The 25946-nt window shown below is 66.3% G+C and carries 21 protein-coding genes and 1 tRNA gene; 9 read left to right on the plus strand and 13 right to left on the minus strand.

Going from position 1 to position 25946, the window contains the following annotated elements; genetic code table 11:
* The first annotated feature begins 150 nt into the window (after positions 1-150).
* Positions 151-1047 (plus strand): glycosyltransferase, encoded by an 897-nt coding sequence (locus tag CXQ90_RS00775; protein ID WP_104136224.1) that lies wholly within the window; start codon positions 151-153, stop codon positions 1045-1047.
* A 52-nt stretch (positions 1048-1099) separates the two neighbouring features.
* On the opposite strand, the gene CXQ90_RS00780 is transcribed toward CXQ90_RS00775, so the two are convergent.
* The 10 genes from CXQ90_RS00780 to argS form a co-directional block, all read right to left on the minus strand.
* Positions 1100-1858: a WecB/TagA/CpsF family glycosyltransferase gene (locus CXQ90_RS00780; protein ID WP_104136226.1), complete on the minus strand. Its 759-nt coding sequence runs from the start codon at positions 1856-1858 to the stop codon at positions 1100-1102.
* The gene (locus tag CXQ90_RS00785; protein WP_104136228.1) at positions 1855-2628 is read right to left on the minus strand and encodes an L-threonylcarbamoyladenylate synthase; all 774 of its coding nucleotides are present in this window, start codon (positions 2626-2628) and stop codon (positions 1855-1857) included. The genes CXQ90_RS00780 and CXQ90_RS00785 overlap by 4 nt, the downstream gene beginning before the upstream one ends.
* 15 nt (positions 2629-2643) lie before the next feature.
* The gene (gene prmC / locus CXQ90_RS00790; RefSeq protein ID WP_258064261.1) at positions 2644-3543 is read right to left on the minus strand and encodes a peptide chain release factor N(5)-glutamine methyltransferase; all 900 of its coding nucleotides are present in this window, start codon (positions 3541-3543) and stop codon (positions 2644-2646) included.
* Between the two features lie 20 nt (positions 3544-3563).
* Positions 3564-4637 (minus strand): peptide chain release factor 1, encoded by a 1074-nt coding sequence (gene prfA, locus CXQ90_RS00795; RefSeq protein ID WP_104136229.1) that lies wholly within the window; start codon positions 4635-4637, stop codon positions 3564-3566.
* A 235-nt stretch (positions 4638-4872) separates the two neighbouring features.
* Complete coding sequence (gene rho, locus CXQ90_RS00800) at positions 4873-6972, minus strand: transcription termination factor Rho (protein WP_104136231.1); 2100 nt, start codon at positions 6970-6972, stop codon at positions 4873-4875.
* Positions 6973-7373: 401 nt separating this feature from the next.
* Positions 7374-8360, minus strand: coding sequence for a homoserine kinase (gene thrB, locus CXQ90_RS00805; protein ID WP_104136233.1), 987 nt, complete (start codon positions 8358-8360; stop codon positions 7374-7376).
* A 2-nt stretch (positions 8361-8362) separates the two neighbouring features.
* Positions 8363-9469, minus strand: coding sequence for a threonine synthase (gene thrC, locus CXQ90_RS00810; RefSeq protein ID WP_104136235.1), 1107 nt, complete (start codon positions 9467-9469; stop codon positions 8363-8365).
* Complete coding sequence (locus CXQ90_RS00815) at positions 9470-10786, minus strand: homoserine dehydrogenase (RefSeq protein ID WP_104136236.1); 1317 nt, start codon at positions 10784-10786, stop codon at positions 9470-9472.
* On the minus strand, positions 10787-12271 hold the full coding sequence (gene lysA, locus CXQ90_RS00820; RefSeq protein ID WP_104136238.1) for a diaminopimelate decarboxylase: 1485 nt from the start codon (positions 12269-12271) through the stop codon (positions 10787-10789).
* A gap of 5 nt (positions 12272-12276) precedes the next feature.
* Positions 12277-13926, minus strand: a complete 1650-nt coding sequence (argS, locus tag CXQ90_RS00825) for an arginine--tRNA ligase (RefSeq protein WP_104136240.1) — start codon at positions 13924-13926, stop codon at positions 12277-12279.
* 184 nt (positions 13927-14110) lie between these two features.
* Between argS and CXQ90_RS00830 the strand changes: the two genes are divergently transcribed.
* From CXQ90_RS00830 to CXQ90_RS00855, 6 genes are all read left to right on the plus strand, one after another.
* Positions 14111-14584 carry a hypothetical protein gene (locus tag CXQ90_RS00830; protein WP_104136241.1) on the plus strand — a complete coding sequence of 158 codons (474 nt, stop codon included), beginning with the start codon at positions 14111-14113 and terminating at the stop codon, positions 14582-14584.
* Between the two features lie 55 nt (positions 14585-14639).
* Complete coding sequence (locus tag CXQ90_RS00835) at positions 14640-15512, plus strand: FAD:protein FMN transferase (protein WP_104136244.1); 873 nt, start codon at positions 14640-14642, stop codon at positions 15510-15512.
* Complete coding sequence (locus tag CXQ90_RS00840) at positions 15509-17068, plus strand: ferredoxin--NADP reductase (protein ID WP_104136245.1); 1560 nt, start codon at positions 15509-15511, stop codon at positions 17066-17068. The genes CXQ90_RS00835 and CXQ90_RS00840 overlap by 4 nt, the downstream gene beginning before the upstream one ends.
* Positions 17069-17173: 105 nt before the next feature.
* Positions 17174-17246: transfer RNA gene (locus CXQ90_RS00845), tRNA-Arg, on the plus strand.
* 141 nt (positions 17247-17387) lie between these two features.
* Positions 17388-18431 carry a M4 family metallopeptidase gene (locus tag CXQ90_RS00850; protein WP_181038382.1) on the plus strand — a complete coding sequence of 348 codons (1044 nt, stop codon included), beginning with the start codon at positions 17388-17390 and terminating at the stop codon, positions 18429-18431.
* A 63-nt stretch (positions 18432-18494) separates the two neighbouring features.
* Positions 18495-18809 (plus strand): protealysin inhibitor emfourin, encoded by a 315-nt coding sequence (locus tag CXQ90_RS00855; protein ID WP_104136247.1) that lies wholly within the window; start codon positions 18495-18497, stop codon positions 18807-18809.
* Between the two features lie 60 nt (positions 18810-18869).
* On the opposite strand, the gene CXQ90_RS00860 is transcribed toward CXQ90_RS00855, so the two are convergent.
* A complete protein-coding gene (locus tag CXQ90_RS00860; protein ID WP_104136249.1) occupies positions 18870-19838 on the minus strand; it encodes a GlxA family transcriptional regulator in 969 nt (322 codons plus the stop codon).
* Positions 19839-19919: 81 nt separating this feature from the next.
* Between CXQ90_RS00860 and CXQ90_RS22250 the strand changes: the two genes are divergently transcribed.
* Together CXQ90_RS22250 and hrpA are read left to right on the plus strand one after the other, a co-directional pair.
* Positions 19920-20087 (plus strand): hypothetical protein, encoded by a 168-nt coding sequence (locus CXQ90_RS22250; protein WP_181038383.1) that lies wholly within the window; start codon positions 19920-19922, stop codon positions 20085-20087.
* Between the two features lie 173 nt (positions 20088-20260).
* The gene (gene hrpA, locus CXQ90_RS00865; protein ID WP_104136251.1) at positions 20261-24244 is read left to right on the plus strand and encodes an ATP-dependent RNA helicase HrpA; all 3984 of its coding nucleotides are present in this window, start codon (positions 20261-20263) and stop codon (positions 24242-24244) included.
* A 19-nt stretch (positions 24245-24263) separates the two neighbouring features.
* On the opposite strand, the gene CXQ90_RS00870 is transcribed toward hrpA, so the two are convergent.
* Together CXQ90_RS00870 and CXQ90_RS00875 are read right to left on the minus strand one after the other, a co-directional pair.
* Positions 24264-24692, minus strand: coding sequence for an HIT family protein (locus tag CXQ90_RS00870; protein ID WP_104136252.1), 429 nt, complete (start codon positions 24690-24692; stop codon positions 24264-24266).
* On the minus strand, positions 24689-25867 hold the full coding sequence (locus tag CXQ90_RS00875; RefSeq protein WP_104136254.1) for an NAD(P)-dependent alcohol dehydrogenase: 1179 nt from the start codon (positions 25865-25867) through the stop codon (positions 24689-24691). Before CXQ90_RS00875 ends, CXQ90_RS00870 begins: the two co-directional genes overlap by 4 nt.
* Positions 25868-25946 lie beyond the last annotated feature (79 nt).

The raw sequence follows: 25946 nt of genomic DNA on the forward strand, positions 1-25946 counted from the left end.
GCGCACAGACAGGCAGTACATAGTGCCTGACAGGGCTGTATTACAGTGGACTCTAGTCAAGATACTAACGCCAACGGCTACATGGCTTCGCGTCACACGGCCTCATGCCGGCGGGAAACTTGCCGGCGGCTGTGCTGAAAGGAACCCGCAATGCCAGTGTCGGTCGCAGTTGCTGCCGTGACGTTTGACCGTCCCCATGAGCTCGCCGTCCTCCTGAAAGCCATCAATGGCCAGACCGCGCCCGTGGCATCCATTTGCCTTGTTGACAGCGGCACCGTGCCGGCAGCAGACGTTGCCGGACAGCACGAAAATGTGGACTACATCCGCTCTGAAGCCAACCTCGGCGGGGCCGGCGGATTTTCCCTGGCCGTCCTCAAGGCGGTGGCCAGCGGGGCCGACTGGATCTGGATGATGGACGACGACGCCGAGCCGGCAGACCCCGAATGCCTCGCCACGCTGATCCGCGAGGCGGAAGCACGGAACCTGGAGGCAGTTGTTCCGCTTGTGGTGGCGCCCGGCCACCCGGACAGGCTCTCCTTTTTCTTCCGCCTGGACGGCAAAGTGACCCACGATCGGGGCGCACTGGAAAAGGTGGGGTTCCTTCCGAACGACGGCCACTTCTTCAACGGGGCGCTAATCCGCTCCGATGTTTTCTTCAAGGTTGGCTTGCCGGACATGCGCCTGTTCATCCGGGGCGACGAGGTGGACTTCACCATCAGGCTGCGGAAGGCGGGCATCCGCTTCGGCACGGTCACCACGGCAGCCATCACGCATCCGCACGCATTTTCCGAAACCAAGCACGTCTTTGGCGCCCGGTGGCACGTCATCGTCCCCGAGACGGCGTTCAAGCGCTATTACTACTACCGCAACCGCGGCTATCTGATCCGGCGCCACGTCCGGGTCAAGTCACTGATTGCCGACGTCGGCGGGTATCTCGGCTATTTCCTGCGCCGGGGCGATTTCCGCGGTCTGTCCGACTGGTTCAGGGCATTTTCGGCAGGACTCCGCGGCAAGGGGTTTGGTCCGCTGAAGGACCAGAAGTTCTAGCATTGGCGCCGGCGTCGGGTGGGGCCAGCTGCTGGTCGTGGCTTCGTAGCCGCTAGCGCTGCCCGCGGAGCCGGCGCCGAACCAGGAGCCCGAGCAGTACCCAGGGCTCTCCGAAGACGCGGTATGCCACGCGCCGCGGATGCAGCAGAAGCCGCCACGCCCACTCCAGGCCGAGGCGGCCAAGCCAGCGCGGCGCCAGCTTCTGGATTCCCGCGATCTGCTCGATGGCCCCGCCAACGGCGCAGTAGACCGCGGGAGGAAGGGAGTCGAGGCGGCGGCGCAGCACCTTTTCCTGCAAGGGCATTCCCAGCCCGATGAGTACCAGCTGCGGGCGCTGTTCGGCCAGCCAGGCGGTCACCTCTTCTTCGAGTTCCTCGTCCCAGCCCTCCCCCGGCATGCCGGACACTGACGCCGCGGGCGCAATAGCCTGAAGCTTGGCGACGGCCCTGGCGTTGGCCACGGGGCCGGCCCCGACGACGGCGATGCGCCTGAGGCCGCTGACCTGCCCCAGCGCGGGGATCCAGTCCGTCGAACCCAGCCGGTAGTCCATGACGGGCCCGGCCAGCTTTCGGCCCCTCCCCCAGAGCCACAGGACGGGTGCGCCGTCGATCAGCACGACGTCGCTGTTCTCGTAGAACGTGCGGAATTCCGGTTCGGAATGGAAGAGCGTCACGCTATGGAGGTTGTGGCCGACGACGGTCCGGGTGCCTCCGTCAGCCACGAACTTGTCGAGGACTTCCGTGAGTCCGGCGACGTCCAGCGGAGTGGCGTCCACACCGAGGACGGGAATTTGCTGCCGCTGCAGTTTCATTCCGCGCCGGGTGCTTTGTCGCCGGTTTCCGCTGCGCCCTCTGTCTCTGCTGCGCCGTCAGTTTCTGCGGCGCTGTCATTACCTGCACCGCCGGACGACTCCGACGCGTTGCCAGCGATATCGAGCACCCCCGGGACCACTTCCCGGAGCCGTTCCAGGCTCACGGCGCCCTCGCGGACAACCCGCAGCGGCAGGGAGGTCGCGTCCACGATCGTGGACGGCAGGGCGTCTGTTCCTTCCACCGGGCGGAAGCCGCCTTCGAGGTAAACTTCGACGGATTCCGCCAGCTGGGAGCGGGCCTCGAACGCGGTCTGGGCCGGAGCCTGCCCGGTCCTGTTGGCTGACGAGACGGCCAGCGGCCCGGTCAGAGTCAGCAAGTCCTGGGCCACTTCATCCGCGGGGATCCGGAGGGCCACGGTGCCCTTCGTCTCGCCCAGGTCCCAGTCAAGGGACGGCTGGGCGTGGAAAATCAGCGTCAGGCCTCCGGGCCAGAAGGCCTCGGCCAGCTGACGTGCCTCCGCAGACACGTCCGTGGCCAGGCCATCAAGGGCGTTGAGGCGCGGAATCAGCACCGGAGGGGGCATGTTCCGGCCGCGGCCTTTGGAAACCAGCAGCATGGTGACGGCCTGCGGCGAAAAGGCGTCCGCCGCAATCCCGTAGACGGTATCCGTGGGGAAGACCACGCACTTCTTCTCGAGGATGGCACGCCGTGCGTGGGCCAGTCCTGCGGTGCGCTCGTCATCGGCTGTGCAGTTATACGTAGTGGTCACTGCCTCATTCTTTCATTACTGCGCGGGCGGTGAGGCAAGGACGGCGCTGGTTGCCCGTTCCTTGCCGTTGAGGTCACGGTGCGTGGTCACTTCTGACCACTGCCCAGTTCCGGCCAGCGTGGCGGAAATCCAGGCAGCTTGGACTTCGGCGTGTTCCATCACGAAGTAGCCGCCCGGCACCAGCAGCCTGGCAGCAGAAGCCACGGCCGCCGTCGGAAGTTCCATGCCGTCGGCTCCGCCGCCGTACAAGGCCTCCGGCGGATCGTGGAGGGCCACTTCGGGTTCGTTCGGAATTGCCTCGGCGGGGATGTACGGCGGGTTGGACACGACGACGTCGAAGGTTCCGTTAAGCTCCTGCAGCGCGTCCCGCAGGTCCCCCCTAACGAGAGTGACGCCCAGCGGCTGGAGGTTTTTTGCCGCCCACGCATGGGCAAATTCGCTGTGCTCCACCGCATGGACCACCGCTTCGGGTACCTCGTGCGCCACGGACCCTGCGATGGCCCCGGATCCGGTGCCCAGGTCCACCACCTTGGGTCGGGCCACGCCGGCGCGGACAAGTTCCCGGAGCCGGTCGATGACCAGCTGGACCACGGACTCGGTTTCCGGGCGGGGAATGAAGACGCCGGGACCCACCGCGAGTTGAAGATAGCGGAAATGCGCGATGCCGGTGATGTGCTGCAGCGGAATGCGGCGGGCCCGTTCGGCCACCAGCTCCGCGTAGCCCGCAGGCGCCGGGGCATCGCCCAGCAGCATGGCGCGCAGCCGTCCGAGACCGACCCCCAACAGATGCTCGGCCAGCAGTTCGGCGTCGACCCTCGGGCTGGGCACGCCGGCATCGGCAAGAATCGCCGTGGCCTCGCTGACGGCATCGGCCAGGGACTGGGCGGTGCCTGCCGCCATGTACTCGGACGTCATGGAGTTTTCAGTGTTCCTGGCTAGTCGCCGATGGCGTCCAGGCGTGCCTGCTCGTCCATCTCGATGGCCGACTGGATGACCGGCTCGAGGTCGCCGTTCATGACCTGGTCCAGGTTGTACGCCTTGTACCCGGTGCGGTGGTCCGCGATCCGGTTTTCCGGGTAGTTATAGGTGCGGATCCGCTCCGAACGGTCCATGGTGCGGATCTGCGACTTGCGCTGGGCGGAGTTCTCGGCGTCGATCTGCTCCTGCTGGTGGGCCAGAATGCGGGCGCGGAGAACGCGCATGCCAGCTTCGCGGTTTTGCAGCTGGGACTTCTCGTTCTGCATGGCCACCACGATGCCGGTGGGAAGGTGCGTGATGCGCACGGCGGAGTCGGTCGTGTTCACCGACTGGCCGCCCGGGCCCGAGGACCGGTAGACGTCGATCTTGAGGTCGTTCTGGTTAATTTCGAGCTCTTCGGGCTCGTCCACTTCCGGCAGCACGAGAACGCCGGCAGCCGACGTGTGGATGCGCCCCTGGGACTCCGTTACAGGGACGCGCTGCACGCGGTGCACGCCGCCTTCGAACTTCAGCCGGGCATAGACGCCTTCGGCGGGATCGTTCGAGCTTCCCTTGACGGCCATCTGCACGTCTTTGTAGCCGCCCAGATCGGATTCCGTCGCGGAAATGAGTTCGGTCTTCCAGCCGCGCGATTCGGCGTAGCGGGTGTACATGCGGAGGAGATCGCCGGCGAACAGGGCAGCCTCGTCGCCGCCTTCACCGCCTTTGACTTCAAGGATCACATTGCGTGCATCGTCCGGGTCCCGCGGAATGAGCAGCCGGCGCAGCTTGGCAGCCGCCGACTCCAGGGCAGCCTCAAGCTCGGGCACCTCGGCCGCAAACTCCGGATCCTCCGAAGCCATTTCCTTCGCAGCAGCGAGATCATCCTGAATCGCGTGCCACTTGTGGTACGCCTCCACGATGCCGTTCAGCTGTGCAGACCGCCGCCCAAGCTTGCGCGCCAGCCGCTGATCAGCATAAACAGCCGGATCCCCCAGCTGCGCCTGGATAGCATCATGCTCATCAAGCAGGCCCTGTACGGACTCAAACATTTTCAAAACCTCTTTCGACTCTTACAAGTCTAGTAACGCAAAAAGCGAAGGGGGAATCCGCGCAGGTGAGCAAACAGCTAAGCCGTTCGGTTCTTGCCGCCCAGGGAGTGGCTTCGGGCCTGCCGGAGCGTGGAGGCTCAGATCCGCAAGGATCGAGCCTCCACGCGAAGGGGCGGGGGCGGAAAACCCGCGCGGCGAACCACGCGAGGTAACCGCACCCCGCCCCTGAACTCAGCTACTTGTCGTTATCCGACTTAGCACCAAGCGTCGTCTTCTGAACCTGCATGAGGAACTCGACGTTGCTCTGGGTCTCCCGGATCTTGTTGGTCAGCAGTTCAAGGCTCTGCTGCGTTTCGAGTCCGGAGAGGACGCGGCGCAGCTTCCACATGATCTTGACTTCCTCGGGGGAAAGCAGGTTCTCTTCGCGGCGGGTACCGGACGCATTAACGTCCACGGCCGGGAAGATGCGCTTGTCGGCCAGCTGGCGGGACAGGCGGAGCTCCATGTTGCCGGTGCCCTTGAACTCTTCGAAGATGACCTCGTCCATCTTGGAACCGGTCTCCACGAGGGCCGTTGCCAGGATGGTGAGCGAGCCGCCGTTTTCGATGTTGCGGGCTGCACCGAAGAAGCGCTTCGGCGGGTACAGCGCGGCGGAGTCGACACCACCGGACAGGATGCGGCCGGAGGCCGGTGCTGCCAGGTTGTAGGCGCGGCCCAGGCGGGTCATGGAGTCGAGGAGCACCACAACGTCCATGCCCATTTCCACGAGGCGCTTGGCGCGTTCGATGGAAAGCTCGGCAACGGTCGTGTGGTCATCCGCGGGACGGTCGAAGGTGGAGGCAATGACCTCGCCCTTGACCGTGCGCTGCATGTCCGTGACTTCTTCAGGACGTTCGTCAACGAGCACCATCATGAGGTGGACCTCAGGATTGTTGGTGGTGATGGCGTTGGCGATGGACTGCAGGATGAGCGTCTTGCCGGCCTTCGGCGGCGAAACGATCAGGCCGCGCTGGCCCTTGCCGATCGGGGCAACCAGGTCGATGACGCGGGGGCCGATCTTCTTGGGGTCGGTCTCGAGGCGCAGGCGCTCGGACGGGTAGAGCGGAACCAGCTTGGCGAACTCGACGCGGTCCTTGAGCTCTTCGGAGGTCTTGCCGTTGACGGACGTCACGCGGACCAGGGCGTTGAACTTCTGGCGAGCGGACTGCTGGCTGCGGTCCTCGCCGTCGCGGGGGGCGCGGATGGCGCCGACGACGGCGTCGCCCTTGCGCAGGTTGTACTTCTTGACCTGGGCGAGGGATACGTAGACGTCGTTGGGACCGGGCAGGTAGCCGGAGGTCCGGATGAAGGCGTAGTTCTCCAGGACGTCCAGGATGCCTGCCACGGGCAGCAGGACGTCGTCCTCGGTGACCTCGACGTCGTCGACGTCAGGTCCCTGGCTGCGTCCCCGACGGCGGTCGTTGCGGTCGCGGAACCGGTCGTTGCGGGCGTTGCCGTCACGGCTGTCCCTGCTGTCGGACCGCTCGTTGCGATCGTTCCGGTCGCGGCGGTTGCGGCGGTTGCGGCGGCTGCCGCCGTCGGCGTCATCGCCGTCCCGGCTATCGTCACGGCGGTTGTCGCGGCCAGTGGCGGTTTCCGCTGCGTCGCGGCCACCGCGGGTGCGGCTGTCACGGCGGTCAGTGCGCTGCCCGCCTTCGCCGGCTTCGCCGCCCTGTTCGCGCGTCTCAGCACCGCGTGTCTCCGTTTCCCGTGCCTCCGGCGCAGCGGCTTCGGCCGGAGCTTCGGCCTCGGCGGTCTGCGGCGCCGTGGCGGCGGCCTCGCCGCGGCGGCGGTTGCGGGTACGCGGCTGGCGGCGCTCGGCGCCCTCTCCGGCGGACGGTTCTGCTGCCTCGGCCGGTGCCGGAGCAGCTGCGGCCTCGGCGGCAGGCTCAGCTGCGGGCTCGGCGACCTTGGAAGAAACCACGCCGTCACTGACCGCACGGCGGCTGCGGCCGCGGCCACGTGCCCGGGTCCCTTCCTGGGCGGGGGCTTCGGTGGCGTCGGCAGCCGGAGCCTCCGGGCTTGCCGCAGCCACGCTGTTGTCAGTCGCCTTCTCGGCAGCCCGGGCCGGAGCCTTGCTGGCCGAAGAGCCCGCACGGTGCGCGGAAATAGCCGAGACCAGGTCTCCCTTGCGCATGCGGGAACCGCCAGAGATTCCGAGCTGGCTGGCAAGAGCCTGCAGCTGGGCGAGCTTGAGGCCGGCGAGGCCACTGCTCTTGGCGGGTGCTTCCGTCAACGATCCGGAAGCAGAAGATGATGTGTCCACAGCTGGCGACAGCTCAGTGGTTTCGGTCACGAAGGATCCTTCCCCCTCGACGGCGTCCAGACTAGGAGCTGGACGCGATGATTTGATCTGGGCCGCAGTTCAGATCTGCAGCCGGGATTTCGGCCTTGCCGGATGGAATTCGCGGCAGAGCCGGATACTGATCACCTTCAACGCTCCGAATAATGGAGGAGCGGCGGACTGACAATCCAGGAAACAGAATGGTTCTGCAGGATCCTGCGTCAGGCCAAGCAGGCGGCACCGAAAATATTGCGCAATAAGAGATCGAAGCAACAGCAGATCGAAACAGTTGCGGACCAGATAGGCAACTTGGCCAATTTCAGGGTCTTTGACTGCACGCTCTCTTGACTGCAGGGCCTCTCGACTACAGAGTCGCCGTCTAACCGCATAAACTGCGTTGACTGACTGCGGTGTTACCGCCGGTGCACTCCCACTTTAGCACCTTCAACGTCCACTGCCAGCTTCATCACACGCCAGTTGATGTCCGGCGTGTTCGCGGCGGTAAATGCGCCGATAAACTCAACGACGGCCGCGGCCTCCGCCTCGCCATTCGCGAGGACCAGGACAGTGGGCCCCGCGCCGGAAACAACGGCTGCGTGCCCCGCGCCGCGCAAGGCCTCGATCAGGGCAGCGCTGGGCCGCATGGCCTCCGCGCGGTAGCTCTGGTGCAGGTAGTCTTCTGTGCCGGCCAGCAGGAATTCCGGCTTTTGCGTCAGCGCGTGGATCAACAGCGCTGCCCGCCCGGCATTCATGGCGGCGGCGTGATGGCCGATCGATGCCGGAAGCAACGCGCGCGCCGCTTCCGTGGACAGTTCATAGTCCGGAACGGCCACGACCGGGGTGACTGCAGCGTCCACAGCAGCGCACGTGCTGCTGTACTGGTCACTGTCCTGCCAGGACAGCGCCAGGCCGCCGTAAATGGCGGGAGCGACGTTGTCCGGGTGACCTTCCATCTCGCTGGTCAGCTGCAGGATCCAGTCCTTGCCGCGGCGGGACTGCTCCGGGACCAGCGCATTCGCTGCGGTGACCGCTGCGACGACTGCCGACGCGGAGGAACCCAGACCGCGGCCGTGCGGGTTGACGTTGTCTGCCGTGATCCTGAGGCCGTCATGCCGGTACCCCAACCGATGCAGGGCCTCGGTGACGGCTTTGACCACCAGGTGGCTTGCATCGCGGGGCAGCGTTTCGGCGCCTTCACCGCTGAGCTCGAACTCAAGCTGACCGCTGGCCAGCGTCTCCACCGTCAGGGTGTCGTGCAGTGACAGGGCCAGTCCCAGGCTGTCGTACCCGGGGCCAAGGTTGGCGCTGGTGGCCGGAACCTGTACGGTCACCAGCTGCCCTGCCGGGACTGCCGGCGAACTGGCGGCAGACTCGGCAGGGACTGTGAGGGTGGTTTCCAAGGCTATTTGTCTTCCAGTCCCAGTTCGGCGGCAACTGTCACGACGTCGTTGGACACCTTGACCGGCTGCACGTCACTGCCGTCTTCGGTCCGCAGCGCCCACTGGGGGTCCTTCAGTCCGTGGCCGGTGACGGTGATGACGATGGTCTTGCCGGACGGAACCTCGCCCGCTGCGTGCTTCTTGAGCAGGCCCGCAACGCCGGCGGCGGAGCCAGGCTCGACGAAGACGCCCTCCTTGGCGGACAGCCAGCGGTGCGCTGCCAGGATCTCGTCGTCCGTCACGGCATCGATAAAGCCGCCGGATTCATCGCGGGCCGCGATGGCGCCGTCCCACGACGCCGGGTTGCCGATCCGGATCGCCGTGGCGATGGTGTCCGGCTCGGTGATGGGGTGGCCGGCCACAAACGGTGCGGCACCGGCGGCCTGGAATCCCCACATCTGCGGAGTCCGAGTGGAAACCGCGGGAAGGGTGCCGGCTGTCTCCGATTCGAACGGCGCGGAGTACTCCTTGTAGCCCTTCCAGTACGCGGTGATGTTTCCTGCGTTGCCGACCGGCAGCACGTGGATGTCCGGGGCGTCGCCGAGCGCGTCAACGATTTCGAAGGCGCCCGTTTTCTGGCCCTGGATGCGGGCCGGGTTGACGGAGTTCACCAGGAAAACGGGGTAGGACTCGCCCAGCTTGCGGGCAATGTCCAGGCAGTTGTCGAAGTTGCCGTCGACCTGCAGCAGGGTGGCTCCGTGCGCGATGGCCTGGCTGAGCTTGCCCATGGAGATCTTGCCCTCGGGCACCAGCACGGCGCACTTCAGGCCGGCGGCTGTGGCGTAGGCAGCGGCCGACGCCGAGGTGTTTCCGGTGGAGGCGCACACCACGGCCTTGGCGCCCGACGCCACGGCGGCGGTCATGGCCATGGTCATGCCGCGGTCCTTGAAGGATCCGGTGGGGTTCATGCCTTCCACCTTGAGGTACACCTCAGAGCCGGTCAGCTCGGACAATTTCTGCGCGTGGACCAGCGGGGTGCCGCCCTCACCGAGGGTGATGACCTTTGTGGATTCCGTTACGGGCAAACGATCAGCGTATTCGCGGATGACACCGCGCCATTGGTGAGCCACTTAGACTCCTTCTACCCGCAGTACGGATGTAACGGAATTGATGACGTCCAGGCCCTTGACGGCCTCGACGGTTGCTGCCAGCGCAGCTTCGGTTGCGCGGTGCGTCACGATGCGCAGTTCCGCGGATTCGATGTTGGAGTCGGCATCGCGGTGGATGGTCTGGCGCATGATTTCGATCGAGACGCCATGCTCGGCGAAGAGCTGGGCAATCCGCGCCAGGACGCCGGTCTGGTCCGCAACGTCCAGGCCGATGTAGTAACTCGTGTACACGGCGTCAATGGGCAGTGCCGGGACGTGGCCGGTGGTGGATTCAATGCGCCCCGGGCCGCCCAGCACGATCCGGCGGGCTGCCGACACGAGATCGCCCAGGACGGCAGACGCCGTCGGGGTTCCGCCGGCGCCCTGGCCGTAGAACATCAGCTCCCCGGCATTCTCGGCCTCAATGAAGACGGCGTTGAATGCCCCGCGGACAGCCGCCAGCGGGTGCTCGCGCGGGAGGAGCGTGGGGTGTACGCGGACGGAGACGCCGTCGTTGCCCTCTGCGTCGGTCAGCTTCTCGGCGATGGCCAGTAACTTGATGACGAACCCGGCCTCTTTGGCCGCCGCGATGTCAGCGGCGCTGACGCGGGTGATGCCCTCGCAGTGGACGTGGGCCAGGTCAAAGCGGGTGTGGAAGGACAGCGAGGCAAGGATCGCGGCCTTGGCGGCGGCGTCCAGGCCTTCGACGTCGGCCGTCGGATCCGCCTCGGCGTACCCGAGCCGCTGCGCCTCGGCCAGCGCATCGGCAAACTGCGCGCCGGTGGAGTCCATCTGGTCGAGGATGAAGTTGGTGGTGCCGTTGACGATGCCCAGGACGCGGGTGATCCGGTCACCGGACAGGCTGTCGCGGATGGGGCGCAGGATGGGGATGGCGCCGGCCACGGCGGCCTCGTAGGAAAGCTCGACGCCCGCCCGGTCCGCCTCTTCGTAGAGCGTGGGGCCGTCCGCCGCCAAGAGGGCCTTGTTGCCGGTGACGACGCTCGCGCCGTTTTGGATGGCCGAGAGGATCAGCGAACGGGCCGGCTCGAGGCCGCCCATCAGCTCGATCACGAGGTCGGCGTCCTTGACCAGAGTTTCGGCGTCCGTGGTGAACAGCTCACGCGGCAGATCCACTTCACGTTCGGCGTCGAGGTTGCGCACGGCAATGCCGGTGAGCTCGAGGTTTGCGCCCGTCCGGGGGGCGAGGGCGCCGGCGTCGTCAAGGAGAATCCTCGCAACCTGAGCCCCGACGTTGCCACAGCCCAGCAGGGCCACTTTCAGGGTTCGCAATTCGGTCATTCAGGCTCCCATGTCGCGGTTCAGCAGATCTTCTTCGGTTTCCCCGCGGACAATCAGCCGGGCAGCTCCGCCGCGCACAGCGACAACGCCCGGCCGGGCCAGATAGTTGTAGTTGCTTGACAGGGCCCAGCAGTAGGCGCCGGTCCCCGGTACAGCGAGCAGATCACCGGCTGCCACGTCCTCGGGCAGATATACATCTCTAACAACTATGTCGCCGCTCTCGCAATGTTTGCCCACTACTCGGGACAGCTGCGGCGCCGCGGCTGAGGAGCGCGAGGCGACAATGGCGGAATAATCCGCGTCGTAGAGCACCGGACGGGCGTTGTCGCTCATGCCGCCGTCCACCGACACATAGCGGCGGGGGTACGTAACGTTTTTTGGCTGGTCCCCTGCCGCTCCGGCCGTTCCCGCAGCCGGAGCGTCCACCCGGACGGTCTTCAGCGTGCCGACCTCGTACAGCGTGAACGTGCTGCTGCCCACGATGGCCCTTCCCGGCTCGATCGAGATCCGGGGAGCGGAAATGCCCAGCTCAGCGCATTTTGAGCGGACGACGGCGGCCATCGCCTGCGCGATTTCGGCTGCCGGGCGGGGGGTGTCCACCGGCGTGTATGCGATGCCGTAGCCGCCGCCGAGATCGAGCTCGGGGAGCTGGATGGAGTACTTCTGCTGCATCACGGCCAGGAAGCCCAGGAGTTTCTCGGCCGCAAGGGCAAAGCCGTCTGGCTCGAAGATCTGCGAGCCGATATGGCAGTGCAATCCGAGCAGTTCGATGCCTGGATAGCTCGTGGCCGCTGCCACGGCTTCCTCGGCTGCGGACAGTCCTGCCTGATCCGTGGAGTCTTCCGCCATGGAGAGGCCGAACTTCTGGTCTTCATGGGCGGTGGCGATGAACTCGTGGGTGTGGGCGTGCACCCCCGGAGTCAGCCGCAGCATGACTTTCGCGGTCTCGCCCCGGCTCGAAGCGATTTTGGCCACGCGTTCCAGCTCGTCCAGGCTGTCCACCACGATCCGGCCGAGTTTCATGTCCAGGCCCCGGTTGATCTCGGCATCGGACTTGTTGTTGCCGTGCAGGCTCAGGTTGGCGCCGTCGATGCCGGCCCGGGCGGCCACGGCCAGTTCACCGCCGGAACACGTGTCGAGCCGCAGGCCTTCCTCCGCCACCCAGGTGGCCACCGCCGTGCACAGGAAGGATTTGCCGGCGTAGTAGACGTCCACTCCCCCGCAGATGTCGGCAAAAGCGTCGTCGAAGGCATCCTTGAACGCGCGGGCGCGGGCACGGAAGTCGGACTCGCCCATGACGAACAGCGGCGTGCCGAACTGTTCCTTCAGCGTGCTGACCGGAATGCCGTCGACGGCGAGTTCGCCGTCGTCGTTCCGCTCCACTCCGGCAGCCCACATGGGCGGGTGTAGGGCATTCAGGTCCGACGGCACCGCGAGCCAGTCCGGGGCGAGCGGCGAGGACTGGTTCAATGCATGTGCAGTCATTCGGTTCACATCCGTTCCGGCGCGGAAACGCCAAGCAGGTCCAGTCCGTTGGCCAGCACCTGGCTCGTGGCGTCGTTGAGCCACAGGCGGGTGCGGTTGAGATCGGTGACGGCTTCGTCGCCCAGCGGGGCAACGCGGCAGGCGTCGTACCACCGGTGGTAAGCCCCGGCGATGACCTCAAGGTGGCGGGCCACCCGGTGGGGTTCGCGGAGTTCCGCGGCCTTGGCCACGATGGACGGGTAACTGCCGAGGTACGACAGCAGCTCATTTTCCGTGGGGTGGTGGAGCAGCGACGCGTCGAAAGCACTGCGGTCCACGCCGGCGGCCACGGCGTTGCGGGCGGTGCCGCGGGAGCGGGCGTGGGCGTATTGCACGTAGAACACCGGGTTCTCGTTTGAGTGCTTCTTGAGCAGCTCCGGGTCCAGGGTGAGGGGCGAATCGGCCGGGAACCGGGCCAGGGAGTAGCGCACGGCATCTTTGCCCAGCCAGGAAATCAGGTCCTTGAGTTCGATGATGTTGCCGGCGCGCTTGGAAAGCTTGGCGCCGTTCACCGAAACGAGCTGGCCGATCAGCACCTCGATGTTGACCTCGGGGTCATCACCTGCGGCGGCGGCGATGGCCTTGAGCCGGTGGATGTAGCCGTGGTGGTCGGCGCCCAGCAGATAGATCTTTTCGGTATAGCCCCGGTCCTTCTTGGACAGGTAGTAGGCTGCGTCGGCGGCGAAGTACGTGGGTTCGCCGTTCGCGCGGATCATCACGCGGTCCTTGTCGTCACCGAAATCGGTGGTGCGCAGCCAGACAGCGCCGCCGTCGTCGAACACGTGGCCCTGTTCGCGCAGGCGGGCAACGGCACTCTCGATCGCGCCGGCGTCGTGCAGTTCCTGCTCGGAGAAGAAAACGTCGAAGGAGACGCCGAAGTCCGCCAGGGTGTCCTGGATGTCCTTCAGCTGGGCCTGGTAGGCCGCGGCCCGGATGACCGGGAGGGCCGCAACGTCCGTCAGTTCACGGATGTCCGGGTGCCGGGTCAGGACTTCGTGGCCGAGGTCGCGGATGTATTCGCCCGGGTAGCCGCCCTCGGGCACGTCCCGGCCGTGGAGGCGCGCGAGGACGGAGTTGGCGAACACGTTCATCTGGGTGCCGGCGTCGTTGATGTAGTACTCGGCGGTCACCTGCGCACCGGAGGCGCGCAAGACGCGGGCGATCGAATCACCCAGTGCTGCCCAGCGGGTGTGGCCGATGTGCAGCGGCCCGGTGGGGTTGGCGGAGACGAACTCCATGTTGACCGTGTGGCCTGCGAGCGCGGAGTTGGTGCCGTACTCCGGGCCGGCCTCCACGATGGCTTTGGCGAGCGTCCCGGCTGCCGCGGCGTCCACGGTGATGTTCAGGAAGCCGGGACCGGCGATGTCCACGGCCGTGACGCCGTCGATCGCCTTCAGCCGGGTGCTGAGCACGGTGGCGAATTCCCGCGGGTTGGTTCCCGCCTTCTTGGCAAGTTGCAGGGCGATGTTCGTCGCCCAGTCGCCGTGTTCCCTGTTCTTGGGTCGCTCCACCAGGACGGTGTCGGGAACCGCCGACTCGGGAAGGGCGATGTCGCCGGCTGTAACGGCGTCCTTCAGGCAGGAGGATATGGCGAGGGAGAGTTCTTCGGGAGTCACATTCCTAGCCTACCGGGGGCCCGCCATGTGGCGGAATCCAGGGCGGGCTGCTGAGGGGCCTCGGGCCCCCTCAGCAGGCCCCTCGTCATCACAGCTAAAAGTAGGGAAATTCACAGATTGAACCTTTAGCCTAAGTTCAGCGTCTTCCACCCGGTAAGTGCCCGTACAAACGAAACGAGACACCGTGAAGCCTTCCGTCCGCAAAAGCGTCTTTGCCGGCATTGCCGGCCTGTCCCTCGCCGGCACGGTGGCCGGCTGCGCGCCTTCGGCCCAGCAGTCCGCCGCCCAGGAAACCCAGTCCTCCGAGTCGTCGGCCGCGGCGGCATCCAGCCCGTCCTCCAGCGCGTTGGCGTCATCCGGCGCAGGCTACAAGGACGGCACCTACACTGCCGATGGAACCTACAAGTCGCCGAACGGGACGGAAACCGTTGGGGTACAGCTGACGCTGGCCAACGGCACGGTGTCCGCTGTCGATATCACCGAGCACCCGTCCAACCCGAACACGCGCAAGTTCCAAGGGCAATTTGCCGGCGGAATCGCGGATCAGGTGGTGGGCAGGAGCCTCGAGGAGATCAAGGTCTCCAAGGTGGCAGGTTCATCCCTGACCAGCGGCGGCTTCAACCAGGCGGTCGAACAGATCAAGACCCAGGCACTGTAACCGGCTGCGGGGCGGCATGGGAGTCACGACTTGAACCGCAGGCAAAGGAGAGCCCATGCCGCACCCGGACTGGCACAACTTCAACTTTGAAGGAATAGGAACCAGTTGGGAGATTTCCACCCCTGAACCGCTGGCACCGGCACCTCGCAGCCACGTGCTCTCCGAAGTGGAGCGCTACGACTCCACGTGGTCACGGTTCCGCGGCGATTCCCTGGTGTCCCGCATGTCCGCCGGGCCCGGACACTTCGAGTTTCCGGCCGAGGCCTCTGCCCTGGCCTCGCTCTACCGGATCCTTTATGCCCTGAGCAACGGCGCCATGACGCCCCTGGTTGGCGGCAGCCTGGAACATTTGGGGTACGGCCCCGGGTATTCACTGCGGCCGCGCGGCGCGCCCACTCCGCCTCCCGCCTGGGATGATGTCCTGGAATGGCGCGGGACTTCAGTTACCGCCAAGGCTCCCGTCGTGCTGGACGTCGGCGCGGCCGGCAAAGGCCAGCTGGTGGACCTCCTTGCCGACGTGCTGCGAGGCCACGGCGTCGCCGAGTTCTTCATCGACGCGAGCGGCGACCTCCTGAACACCGGAAGCACCCCGGTGACAGTGGCGCTGGAACATCCATACGACTCCAGCAAAGCGATCGGCACGGTGGCCCTCGGCACCGGCGCCCTGTGCGCCTCGGCCTCGAACCGCAGGGCCTGGGGTGACGGCCTCCACCATGTATTGGACGGCACCACCGGGGTCCCGGTCCGGACGGTCATCGCCACCTGGGCCATGGCCGGAATCGCGATGGAGGCCGATGCCCTCGCAACAGCCCTGTTCTTTGTCTCCGGCGAAGTGCTGGAGCGCCATTTCCAGTTCTCTTGGCTTAAGGTTTTCTCCAACGGCAGTGCGGAATACTCCGCGGAATTCGAAGGGGCGCTGTTCACATGAGTTCCACAACCTCCCGGCCGCGGAGCTCGCCAGTCACGGCGCTGGACGCGTTCCTGGGCCGCTTCACCATGTACCGGCTGGTGCTGCTGGTCCTCGCCGTCCTGGCCGCCTACAGCTTGGTCCTCGACGCCCTCGGCTGGCTGACGTTCGGCATTCCCCACCTGCTCGCCCATCTGGCACTGTGCATAGGGCTGACCTATGCGTCCAACCTGGCACTGGCCGCCCTCTTCCGAGTCCGCCCGCACTCGGAATCGTCGCTGATCACCGGGCTGCTGCTCTATTTCCTGTTCTGGCCCACCCAGTTCGGTCCAACGTTTGCCGCCGTGGATCTCGCCGGAGTGGCCCTGGCCTGCGTGCTTGCATCCGCCTCGAAATATGCCCTCGCGTGGCGCGGACGGCATATTTTCAATCCTGCAGCGGCGGGGGCGTTCATCACCGGCCTGACCGGGCTGAACATTGCCACCTGGTGGGCCGGGACCCCGGCGATGCTGTGGCTTCTGGTTCCCGGTGTCCTTCTGGTTCTCTACCGGACCCGGAAAATGCTCATGGCGGCGGTCTTCACCGTGGTGGCCACGTCCATCGTGGCGGCCGGGCTCCTGCAATCGGGAGTGGACCCCGGCGGAGCAGTGTGGCAGCCACTGGCGCAGAGCCCCGTCATCTTCTTCGTCGGGTTCATGCTCACTGAACCGCTGACGCTGCCGCCACGGCGGTGGCAGCAACTGGTGCTGGCCGCCGTCGTCGGAGTCCTTTTTGCCACGCCCTTCAACTTCGGCTTGGTCGCGAACTCCCCCGAACTGGCGCTGCTGGTTGGCAACGTGTTTGCGTTCTTGGCCGGCCAGCGGGGAAGCGTCCGGCTGTTGTTCAGGCACTCGCGCCGACTCACACCGACGACGACGGAATTCGTCTTCGAGCCGCGGCGCCCCCTCCGCCACGTTCCCGGTCAGTACCTGGAGCTGGACCTGCCGCACGCCAAGCCGGACGGCAAGGGCCGGCGCCGGGTCTTCAGCCTGACCAGTCCGCCCGATGCGGCGCACGTGAAGATCGGCGTGGGCACCGCCCACCCTGTCTCCGCCGCCAAGCAGAAGCTCCTGGCGCTCAAGCCGGGGGATGAACTCACGGCCACCACGGTGGCCGGGGACTTTGTCCTGCCGCGGCGGTCCAACAGCCCGGTCCTCCTGATCGCGGCCGGAATTGGCATCACACCGTACCTTGCGCATCTCTCCGATGGCTCGGCCGGGGAGCGGGATGTCGTGCTGCTCTACCTCGCCCGCAACGCCTCCGAGCTCGCGTATGCGGCTGAACTGAAGAACTCCGGAGCACGCATCATCGCCCGGCTTGCCGACGGCTCGACTCCCCCGGACTTCATCGAGGACGCAGGCTCAGTGGCGGGAACAGGCGCCAGACTGGACGGTCCGGCGCTGCAGCAGCTGGTTCCGGACATTGCGCGTCGCAGGGTTTACATTTCGGGTTCACCGGCGAGTGTCGGCTCCCTGCGGCGGGCAGCACGGCAGGCCGGTGCCCGGCGGATCCAGGTGGACTCGTTCGCAGGTTACTGACGGCGGGGCCGACACGGACCTCCGAGCCCCGGCCGGTTTTCCATTCAGGCCCACCTTCCTGCTAAGCTCTAGGACGTCCGGCCGGGAACGGCTGGATCCCTGACTGCCCTCGTAGCTCAGGGGATAGAGCGTCTGCCTCCGGAGCAGAAGGTCGTAGGTTCGAATCCTATCGAGGGCACAAAATACCCCGCCACTTCCAGCAAGTGGCGGGGTTTTCTGCATCTTCCGGGGGCATTCACCCGGTGCGAGGAGGCATCGGGCGAGTTGTCCGCCGTGCGCCTGAAGAGAATTGTCCGTGGCCGCTCGTAGGCTGATCTGCATGTTCTGTTCAATCGTTCCGCCCTACATGCTGCGGCGCCTCGCGGCGCAGGATTCGCCACGGTTCTCTGCCGTTGCCAGGGCCGCCAAGGAAGCCCTGCGGCACGTCAGGTCCGTCCAGGCGGCCCGCGCTGCCACCGCGGCCGAGGCTCCCCCGGGCATGCGGCAGTTGGCGCCAGGCCCTGTCAGCAGGTCCGTCTTCGACGCAAAGTCCGGGGAGTCGCTCCCCGGCCTGCTCGTCCGCAAGGAAGGCGAGGCAGCCACCGGCGATCCCGCCGCCGACGAGGCCTACGACGGCCTGGGCCATACGCATAGCCTGTACGCCGACGTCTTCGGGCGGAACTCCATCGACAACCGGGGAATGCCCCTCAACGCCACGGTCCACTTCGGCAAGCTCTATGACAACGCGTTTTGGGATGGCCAGCAAATGGTCTTCGGAGACGGCGACGGCGAAATCTTCGAACGCTTCACGCGTTCCCTCAGCGTGATCGGCCATGAGCTGGCCCACGGTGTGACCCAGTTTTCAGCCGGGCTGGCCTACCGGAACCAGGCGGGCGCCATCAACGAGTCCCTCTCCGATGTTTTCGGTGCCCTGGTTGAGCAGTACGTCCGGAGGCAGTCCACCGCAGATGCCAGCTGGCTGATCGGCGAAGACCTCTTCACGCCTCAGGTCGAAGGCTCGGCCCTGCGATCCATGAAGGCGCCCGGGACCGCGTACGACGACGACGTGCTCGGGAAGGATCCGCAGCCCGACTCCATGGACTCCTATGTCCGCACCAGCGCGGACAACGGCGGCGTCCACATCAACTCCGGCATCCCCAACCGGGCATTCTGCCTCGTGGCGCTGGAACTGGGCGGCAACGCGTGGGAAGCCCCGGGGCAGATCTGGTACGACACACTGACAGGCGGCTCCCTCCCTCCGACGGCCACGTTCACTGTCTTTGCCAAGGCGACGGCGGCATCTGCCCGGGAGCTGTTCGGTGCGGAGTCTGCGGAGCATGACGCCGTACGCAAGGCGTGGGAAACTGTGAAGGTAAAGCTCTAACTGACCGCCGGGAGGGCGTGCCAGTCTCCCTCCCGGCAGCCTCGGAAACCCAGGAAGCTTGCCATGAAGATCACAGTCGAGCGCAGCGGAGGGATTGCCGCGCTGACCCGTACCTGGACAGTTCTAGCCGTGACGTCCAGCGACAAATCCCACTGGCAGCCCATCGTCGAGGCCTGCCCGTGGGATGCCGTGCCCGACTCCCGGCAGATCCAGGACGGGCAGCCCGACCGGTTCATGTATTCCATCCGCGCCGGAGGACACCGCGCCACGCTCCCGGAACGTGCTGTGACCGGTCCGTGGCGGGTGCTGGTGGACACCGCCAGAGCCGCAGCGGAGGAATCACCGGCCGGACGCACGCGCGGCGGACTACGCTCCTAGGCGCTTTCGCTTCTCGCCGCTTGCCCCTGGCCGCTTACCTTCCTAGGGACGCTTGCCCTCCTAGCCGGCCGGCGCCAGCTGGCCGCGGAACGCCCTGCGGTAGGACTGCGGGCTGGTGTCCAGAACCTTGGCGAAATGGTGCCGGAGCAGCACCGGATGGCCGAATCCGGACTGCCTCGCCACCTCATCGATGTTCAGTTCGGTGGACTCGAGGAGCTCCTGCGCGCGCAGCACCCGCTGGGAATTAAGCCATGCCGCCGGCGTGGCGCCGGTCTCGGCACGGAACCGGCGGGCAAACGTCCTCGGCGACATGTGCACGCGGGCCGCAAGTTCGTGGACGGGATGTTCGTCGTCCAGGTTCTGGACCATCCACCGCAGCAATTCCTCCATGGGCTGGGAGCCGCATTCTGGCATGGGGCGGTCGATGAACTGGGCCTGCCCGCCGTCGCGGTGCGGAGGAACCACCATGTCCCTAGCGATTGCGGCCGCCACTGCGGCGCCGAACTCGACCCGGACGAGGTGCAGGCAGGCATCGATGCCCGCCGCCGTTCCGGCACTCGTGATGATCCGATCATGCTCCACATAGAGGACGTTCTCGTCCACCAGGGCCTTCGGAAACTGGGCTGCAAGCTCACCCGAATAGTGCCAGTGGGTGGTGCAACGTCGGCCGTCGAGAAGGCCGGCGCGGGCCAGCGCAAACGCGCCGGAGCATATGGACATCACCCAGGCGCCGCGCTCGTGGGCGGACCGCAGGGCCTCGAGCACCTCTTCGGCAACATCCGACTCCCGGCTGTAAGGCGTCATGATGACGAGGTCAGCGTCTGCCGCTGCTTCCAGGCCGCGGCTGACGTTCATGGTGAGGCCTGACTTGAGCGGGATATCGCCGGGGACGGGAGTGCAGACCCGGAAGTCAAACTGCGGAACGCCGGTTCCCCGGTCCGACCTGTCAATCCCGAACACTTCAAAAGCCGTGCCGAACTCGAAGATCGAGAAGTGCGGAACCGTGATCAAGGCTACTGACTTAAGCATGTAACCATTGTGGCAGAAATTTTGCCTTTTTAGGCATTTCTGCCACTTCTTTCTGATCTGCCCGGGGAGAACCATAGAGGTATGGAAATCTTCGGAATCGCCCTGGTAGTCCTGGTCCTCATCTCAGTAGCTGCAACGTTCACCGCCGTTCTGCGGGACGGACGCGGACACACCCCGCCCGAGTATTCGATCCGGGACTGGTCCGCACTCGACCTGCCCAGCAGCAGCTACACCACGCGCATCATCTAGTTGCGCGCCGCCATAAACACCCCCTCCACCCACAACAGCCAGAGGGACCCGGCTCCATTCGAGCCGGGTCCCTCCTCTTGTTGCGGCCCGGCCCTGGCTCCTGTATCTGATGTGACCTTGCCCGTTTCGGCTGCCGTGGCGTGCTGTCAGTTCCAAGTAGACTGGTTCCAGCCATGACTTTTCATATCGCCTACCCCGCCGAGCTGCCGGTCTCCGAGCGCCGCGAGGACCTGATGGCCGCCATAGCCGCCAATCAGGTGACCATCATCGCCGGCGAGACCGGCTCGGGTAAGACCACGCAGATCCCCAAGATGTGCCTGGAACTGGGGCTGGGCGAGAACGGCCTGATCGGCCACACGCAGCCGCGGCGTCTGGCCGCCCGCACGGTGGCGGAGCGCATTGCCTTCGAACTCGGCGTCGAGATCGGCCAGGAAGTGGGCTTCCAAGTCAGGTTTACGGGAGAGGTCAGCCGTTCCACCAAGGTCAAACTGATGACCGACGGCATCCTGCTGGCCGAGATCCAGCGCGACAAGCTGCTGCGAAAGTACAACGCCATCATCATCGACGAGGCCCACGAGCGCAGCCTCAACATCGACTTCATTCTGGGGTACCTCAAGCGGATCCTGCCGCAGCGCCCCGACCTGAAGATCATCATCACGTCCGCCACCATCGATCCCGAGCGCTTCGCGAAGCACTTCGGCTCCGAGGACGAACCCGCCCCCATCGTGGAAGTCTCCGGACGAACCTTCCCCGTGGAGATCCGCTACCGGCCGCTGTCCCAGCCGGCGGGCGGCGCGCCCGCCGGTGATGATGAGGACATCTCCTCCGACGACGAACTCGAGGAGGACCGGGACCCGCTGGACGCGGTGTGCGACGCCGTCGACGAGCTGGCCCTGGAAGCGCCAGGCGACATCCTCATCTTCTTCTCCGGCGAGCGCGAAATCCGCGACGCCGCGGAAGCCCTGAACGCCAGGATCCAGTCCAACCGGCGTCTCGCCGGCACCGAAGTGCTGCCGCTCTTTGCCCGCCTGAGCCTGCAGGAACAGCACCGCGTCTTCAACCCGGGCAGCAAACGGCGCATCGTGCTGGCCACCAACGTTGCCGAGACTTCCCTTACCGTGCCCGGCATCAAGTACGTCATTGATACGGGAACTGCCCGCATCTCGCGCTACTCGCACCGCACGAAGGTGCAGCGGCTGCCGATCGAGCGGGTGTCGCAGGCGTCGGCCAACCAGCGCTCCGGCCGCTGCGGCCGCGTGTCGGACGGCATCGCCATCCGGCTCTACTCCGAAGAGGACTTCGAGTCCCGGCCCCTTTACACGGATCCGGAGATCCTGCGCACCAACCTGGCCGCCGTCATCCTGCAGATGACAGCCATGGGAGTGGCACGCGGGCCCAAGGACATCGAAGATTTCCCGTTCGTGGAGCCGCCCGACTCGCGTGCCATCAACGACGGCGTCACCCTGCTCCGGGAGCTCGGCGCCTTGAGCGCCTCCCGCCCAGGCGACGGGACTGCCGACGGCACTGCTGAAGGGTCGGGCAACGGTGCGGGCCGCAACGGCGGCGGGCTTACCGCCGTCGGGCAGAAACTGGCGCAGCTTCCCGTCGACCCGCGGCTGGGCCGCATGATTGTCGAAGCCGGACAGCGCGGCTGCGTCCGGGAAGTCATGATCCTCGCCGCGGCCCTGACCATCCAGGACCCCCGCGAGCGCCCCCAGGGGGACGGCTCAGGCAAGCAGCAGCTGGCCGCCGAGAAGCACGCACGGTTCCGCGATGAAAACTCAGACTTCACCGGCTTCCTGAACCTCTGGAACTACATCCAGGAAAAGCAGCAGGAACTGTCGTCCACGCAGTTCCGCAGGCTCTGCCGGAACGAGTTCATCAATTACCTCAGGGTCCGCGAATGGCAGGATCTGTTCGCGCAGCTCCGGCAGCTTGCCCGCCCCCTCGGCATCAGCCTGGACAACAAGCGGCAGGCGGACCCGGTGGGCAATCACGAGGGTGTCCACATCAGCCTGCTGTCCGGGCTCCTGAGCCACATCGGCATCCTCGACGAACGCAAGCGCGAATACGCCGGAGCCCGCGGCACGCGCTTCGCCGTCTTCCCCGGCTCGGCGCTGTTCAAGAAGTCGCCAACGTTCGTCATGGCCGCTGAGCTGGTGGAGACCAGCAGGCTTTGGGCCCGGGTTGCCGCGAAGTTCGAGCCGGCCTGGGCGGAGCAGGTGGCACCGCACCTCGTCAAGCGCACCTACAGTGAACCGCACTGGTCCACCAAAATGGGTTCAGTCATGGCCTATGAGAAGGTCACACTTTACGGCGTGCCCATCATCGCGCAGCGGCGCATCAATTACGGCAAGGTCGATGCCGTCCTGGCCCGGGAGCTGTTCATCCGGCATGCGCTGGTCGAAGGCGACTGGAAGACCCACCACAAATTCTTCCACCGCAACCGTGCGCTCCTGCAGGAAGTGGAGGAACTCGAAGCGAGGATGCGCCGGCGGGATCTGCTGGTGGACGACGAAACCCTCTTCGAGTTCTACGACGCCCGGGTGGGCAAGGACGTCGTGTCGGAGCGGCACTTCGACAAGTGGTGGAAGGATGCCCGGCAGCAGGAGCCGGCGCTGCTGGACTTCGACCAGTCGCTGCTCCTGAGCGACGACGCCGACGCCCTCGACGAATCCGCCTATCCAAAAACTTGGCTGCACAAGGGCTTCGAGCTGCCCCTGACCTACGAGTTCCACCCTGTGGCTCCGGGATCGCCGCCGAATCCCTCGGACGGCGTCACCGCCGAGGTGCCCGTTCTGTTCCTCAACCAGCTTGAAGACGCCGCGTTCCGCTGGCTAATCCCCGGCCAGCGGGTGGAGCTGGTCACCGCGCTCATCAAGTCCCTGCCGAAGCAGATCCGCAAGAACTTCGTGCCGGCTCCGGACGTCGCCAGGCAGGCAGTGGCTGCGCTGGAGGCAGATTTCGATCCCGCCGAAGATGACCTCGAGCCGTCCCTGGAGCTGGTGCTGAGGCGGATCCGCGGTCACATCGTTCCGCCAGGCTCCTGGAACTGGGACGCGGTTCCGCCGCACCTTCGCGTCAGCTTCAAGGTGGTGGACAGCCGCGGCAAGGTGCTGGACGAAGGCAAGGACCTGGACACCCTGCAGGAAACACTTGCACCTGCCACGCGGCGCGCCATCGCGGAATCCCTCGGAGCCACGCCGGCCACTGCCGCGCCGAGGGCCACGAAGAAGGGCCCGCCCCAGGGAGCCGGGCAGGACGGGCGGCCGCCTGCACCGACGGGATTCGCCGAACAGTCCGGCCTGACCGAGTGGTCGTTCGGCACAGTGCAGCGCGAAGTCAGCGTCATGGTCAAGGGGCACACGGTGACCGGCTACCCCGGACTCGTGGATGAGGGGAAGACCGTGGCACTGCGCGTCTTCCAGTCCGCGTCAGAGCAGCAGGAGGCCATGCGCGGCGGCGTCATCCGCCTCCTCGCCTTGCGCGTGCCGTCGCCGGACCGCTACGTCCTGGAGCACCTGAATAACACGGAGAAACTGACCTTCAGCCAGAATCCGCACGGATCGGTGTCGGCCTTGATTGCCGACTGCGCCCTCGCGGCCGTGGATAAGCTCACGCCTCCGGAACTCCCGTGGGACAGGGCATCCTTCGACGCCCTGTACGAGCAGGTGCGCGCCGAGCTGATCGACACCGTCTTCAGTGTCACCGCGGTGGTGGAACGCATCCTGGCCAGTACCCGGCGGATCGAAAAGCAGCTGAAGGGCACCACGAGCCTGGCTCTCATCAGCGCGCTCAATGACGTCCGCAGCCAGCTCGAGCAGCTCGTGTTCCCCGGATTTGTCGCCCGCACCGGTTATGCGCAGCTGAGCCAGGTGCCCCGCTACCTTGCCGCCGTTGAGAAGCGGCTCGAAAAACTGCCTGGAAACGTCCAGCGCGATGCGCTCAACATGGCGGCAGTGCAGCGGCTGGAGGATGAGTACGACGACGCCGTGTCAGCCCTGCTGCCCGGGCGCCGCGCCGGGGCGGAACTCACCCAGGTGCGCTGGATGATCGAAGAACTGAGGGTGAGCCTGTTCGCCGTCGAACTCGGCACCGCCTACTCCGTCTCCGAGAAGCGGATCCGTGCGGTGCTGAACAGGGCCCTGGCGGCCTAGCCCCGCAGGCCGCCAGCGCCTACGCTTCGGGCACGAACTCCCCGTAGCCGGCGCCGCGGAGTCCTGTGCGGAGCTTCTCGGCGCTGGCGTCCAGCCGTGCCGGGTCCGGGTTGTGCTCCGCGGATGCGAAGTCGAAATCGGCCATGCTGTTGGAAGGCCACACGTGGACGTGCATGTGGTTGATCTCGTAGCCAGCCACGATGAGGCCGGCCCGGGCGGCTCCGAAAACGTCCACCTGCACGGCGCCGATGCGGCGCGCCACTTCCATGACCCGGGCCAGCGTGTCCGGCGCGGCGTCCGTCCAGCGGTCCACTTCCTCGGTGGGCACCACGAGCGTGTGGCCGTCCGCCAGCGGGCCCATCGTCAGGAACGCGGAAACGTCCGGCTCGCGCCAGACGAAACGGCCGGGGATCTCCCCGTTGAGAATCTTGGTGAACAGCGTGCTCATGCGTCAGCCCTTTCCGCCGGTGCCTGCAGGGTGGATACGTCCAGGACGAAACGATACTTGACGTCGCCGGCGACCATCCGGTCATAGGCGTCGTTCAGCTGCTCCGCTCCGACAATCTCGACCTCCGACACCACGCCGTGCTCGGCACAGAAGTCCAGCATCTCCTGGGTCTCCGCGATGCCGCCGATCAGGGAACCGGCGTACGCGATACGCCGCCGGATCAGCGCACCGGGGTTTACCGGGGGCATGGCTTCGGAGGGCAGACCCAGCTGGAACAGCGCCCCGTCCCGTCGCAGCGTCCGGAAGAACGGGTTCAGGTCGTGCGGGGCCGCCACGGTGTCGATGATCAGGTCGATGCTCCGGTTCGCCGCCGCCATCGCGTCGTCGTTGCGGGAGAGGACGACGTCGTCGGCCCCGAGTTCCAGCGCGGCGGAGACCTTGGACTCCGAGGTAGTGAAGACCACCACCCTCGCGCCCATGGCCTTGGCCAGCTTGACGGCCATGTGGCCCAGGCCGCCCAGGCCCACCACGCCGACCACATCGCCTTCCTCAACGCCGAAATGACGGAGCGGCGAGAACGTGGTGACGCCCGCGCAGAGCAGCGGAGCCGCTGCCGCGGGGTCCAGGTTTTCCGGCACTCGCAGCACGTACCGGCGGTCCACCACGACGGACGTCGCGTAGCCACCCTGGGTGATCGAATCCCCGTTTCGGGCGTCCTTCGCGCCGTAAGTTCCCGTCATGCCCCGTTCGCAGTACTGCTCCATGCCGTCCAGGCAGCTTTCACACTCGCGGCAGGAGTCCACCAGGCAGCCGACGCCCACCAGGTCCCCCGGCGAAAAGTCGTCGACGTCGGACCCCACCCGGCTGACCCGGCCCACGATCTCGTGTCCCGGCACCAGCGGGTAGTTCTGGGAGCCCCACTCCCCCCGGGTGGCATGCACGTCCGAGTGGCACAGCCCGCAGAACTCAATGGCAATTTCAACGTCGTCGGCTTTGGGCGCCCGCCGGGCCACCGTCAGCGGCACCAGGCCGCCCGTGCTGGACACCGCTCCGCGGGCTGCGGCCAGGCGCCGCTCCCCGGTGCCGGCAGATTCTGCGGCGGCCTGTTCGGCAGCGACTTCATCCAGGGAGATCTTCAGGGCAAGCGGCGGCGGTACGGGGCGTCCAGGAGTCATACGTCGACGCTACCCCGGGCAGCCGGACGAGGGCCAGCCGGACGAGGCGGCTTGAAGGTTCCCTAAGGAGGCGTAGTGC

The organism is Arthrobacter sp. ZGTC131 (assembly GCF_002929275.1).
Lineage (GTDB): Bacteria > Actinomycetota > Actinomycetes > Actinomycetales > Micrococcaceae > Arthrobacter.

Excerpts from the sequence above, each read along its gene's own strand:
- CXQ90_RS00775 (WP_104136224.1), top strand. The coding sequence starts at position 151 with ATGCCAGTGTCGGTCGCAGTTGCTGCCGTGACGTTTGACCGTCCCCAT.
- CXQ90_RS00780 (WP_104136226.1), bottom strand. The coding sequence starts at position 1,858 with ATGAAACTGCAGCGGCAGCAAATTCCCGTCCTCGGTGTGGACGCCACT.
- prmC (WP_258064261.1), bottom strand. The coding sequence starts at position 3,543 with ATGACGTCCGAGTACATGGCGGCAGGCACCGCCCAGTCCCTGGCCGAT.
- prfA (WP_104136229.1), bottom strand. The coding sequence starts at position 4,637 with ATGTTTGAGTCCGTACAGGGCCTGCTTGATGAGCATGATGCTATCCAG.
- CXQ90_RS00815 (WP_104136236.1), bottom strand. The coding sequence starts at position 10,786 with ATGACCGAATTGCGAACCCTGAAAGTGGCCCTGCTGGGCTGTGGCAAC.
- lysA (WP_104136238.1), bottom strand. The coding sequence starts at position 12,271 with ATGACTGCACATGCATTGAACCAGTCCTCGCCGCTCGCCCCGGACTGG.
- CXQ90_RS00835 (WP_104136244.1), top strand. The coding sequence starts at position 14,640 with ATGCCGCACCCGGACTGGCACAACTTCAACTTTGAAGGAATAGGAACC.
- CXQ90_RS00840 (WP_104136245.1), top strand. The coding sequence starts at position 15,509 with ATGAGTTCCACAACCTCCCGGCCGCGGAGCTCGCCAGTCACGGCGCTG.
- CXQ90_RS00850 (WP_181038382.1), top strand. The coding sequence starts at position 17,388 with ATGTTCTGTTCAATCGTTCCGCCCTACATGCTGCGGCGCCTCGCGGCG.
- CXQ90_RS00855 (WP_104136247.1), top strand. The coding sequence starts at position 18,495 with ATGAAGATCACAGTCGAGCGCAGCGGAGGGATTGCCGCGCTGACCCGT.
- CXQ90_RS00860 (WP_104136249.1), bottom strand. The coding sequence starts at position 19,838 with ATGCTTAAGTCAGTAGCCTTGATCACGGTTCCGCACTTCTCGATCTTC.
- CXQ90_RS22250 (WP_181038383.1), top strand. The coding sequence starts at position 19,920 with ATGGAAATCTTCGGAATCGCCCTGGTAGTCCTGGTCCTCATCTCAGTA.
- hrpA (WP_104136251.1), top strand. The coding sequence starts at position 20,261 with ATGACTTTTCATATCGCCTACCCCGCCGAGCTGCCGGTCTCCGAGCGC.
- CXQ90_RS00870 (WP_104136252.1), bottom strand. The coding sequence starts at position 24,692 with ATGAGCACGCTGTTCACCAAGATTCTCAACGGGGAGATCCCCGGCCGT.
- CXQ90_RS00875 (WP_104136254.1), bottom strand. The coding sequence starts at position 25,867 with ATGACTCCTGGACGCCCCGTACCGCCGCCGCTTGCCCTGAAGATCTCC.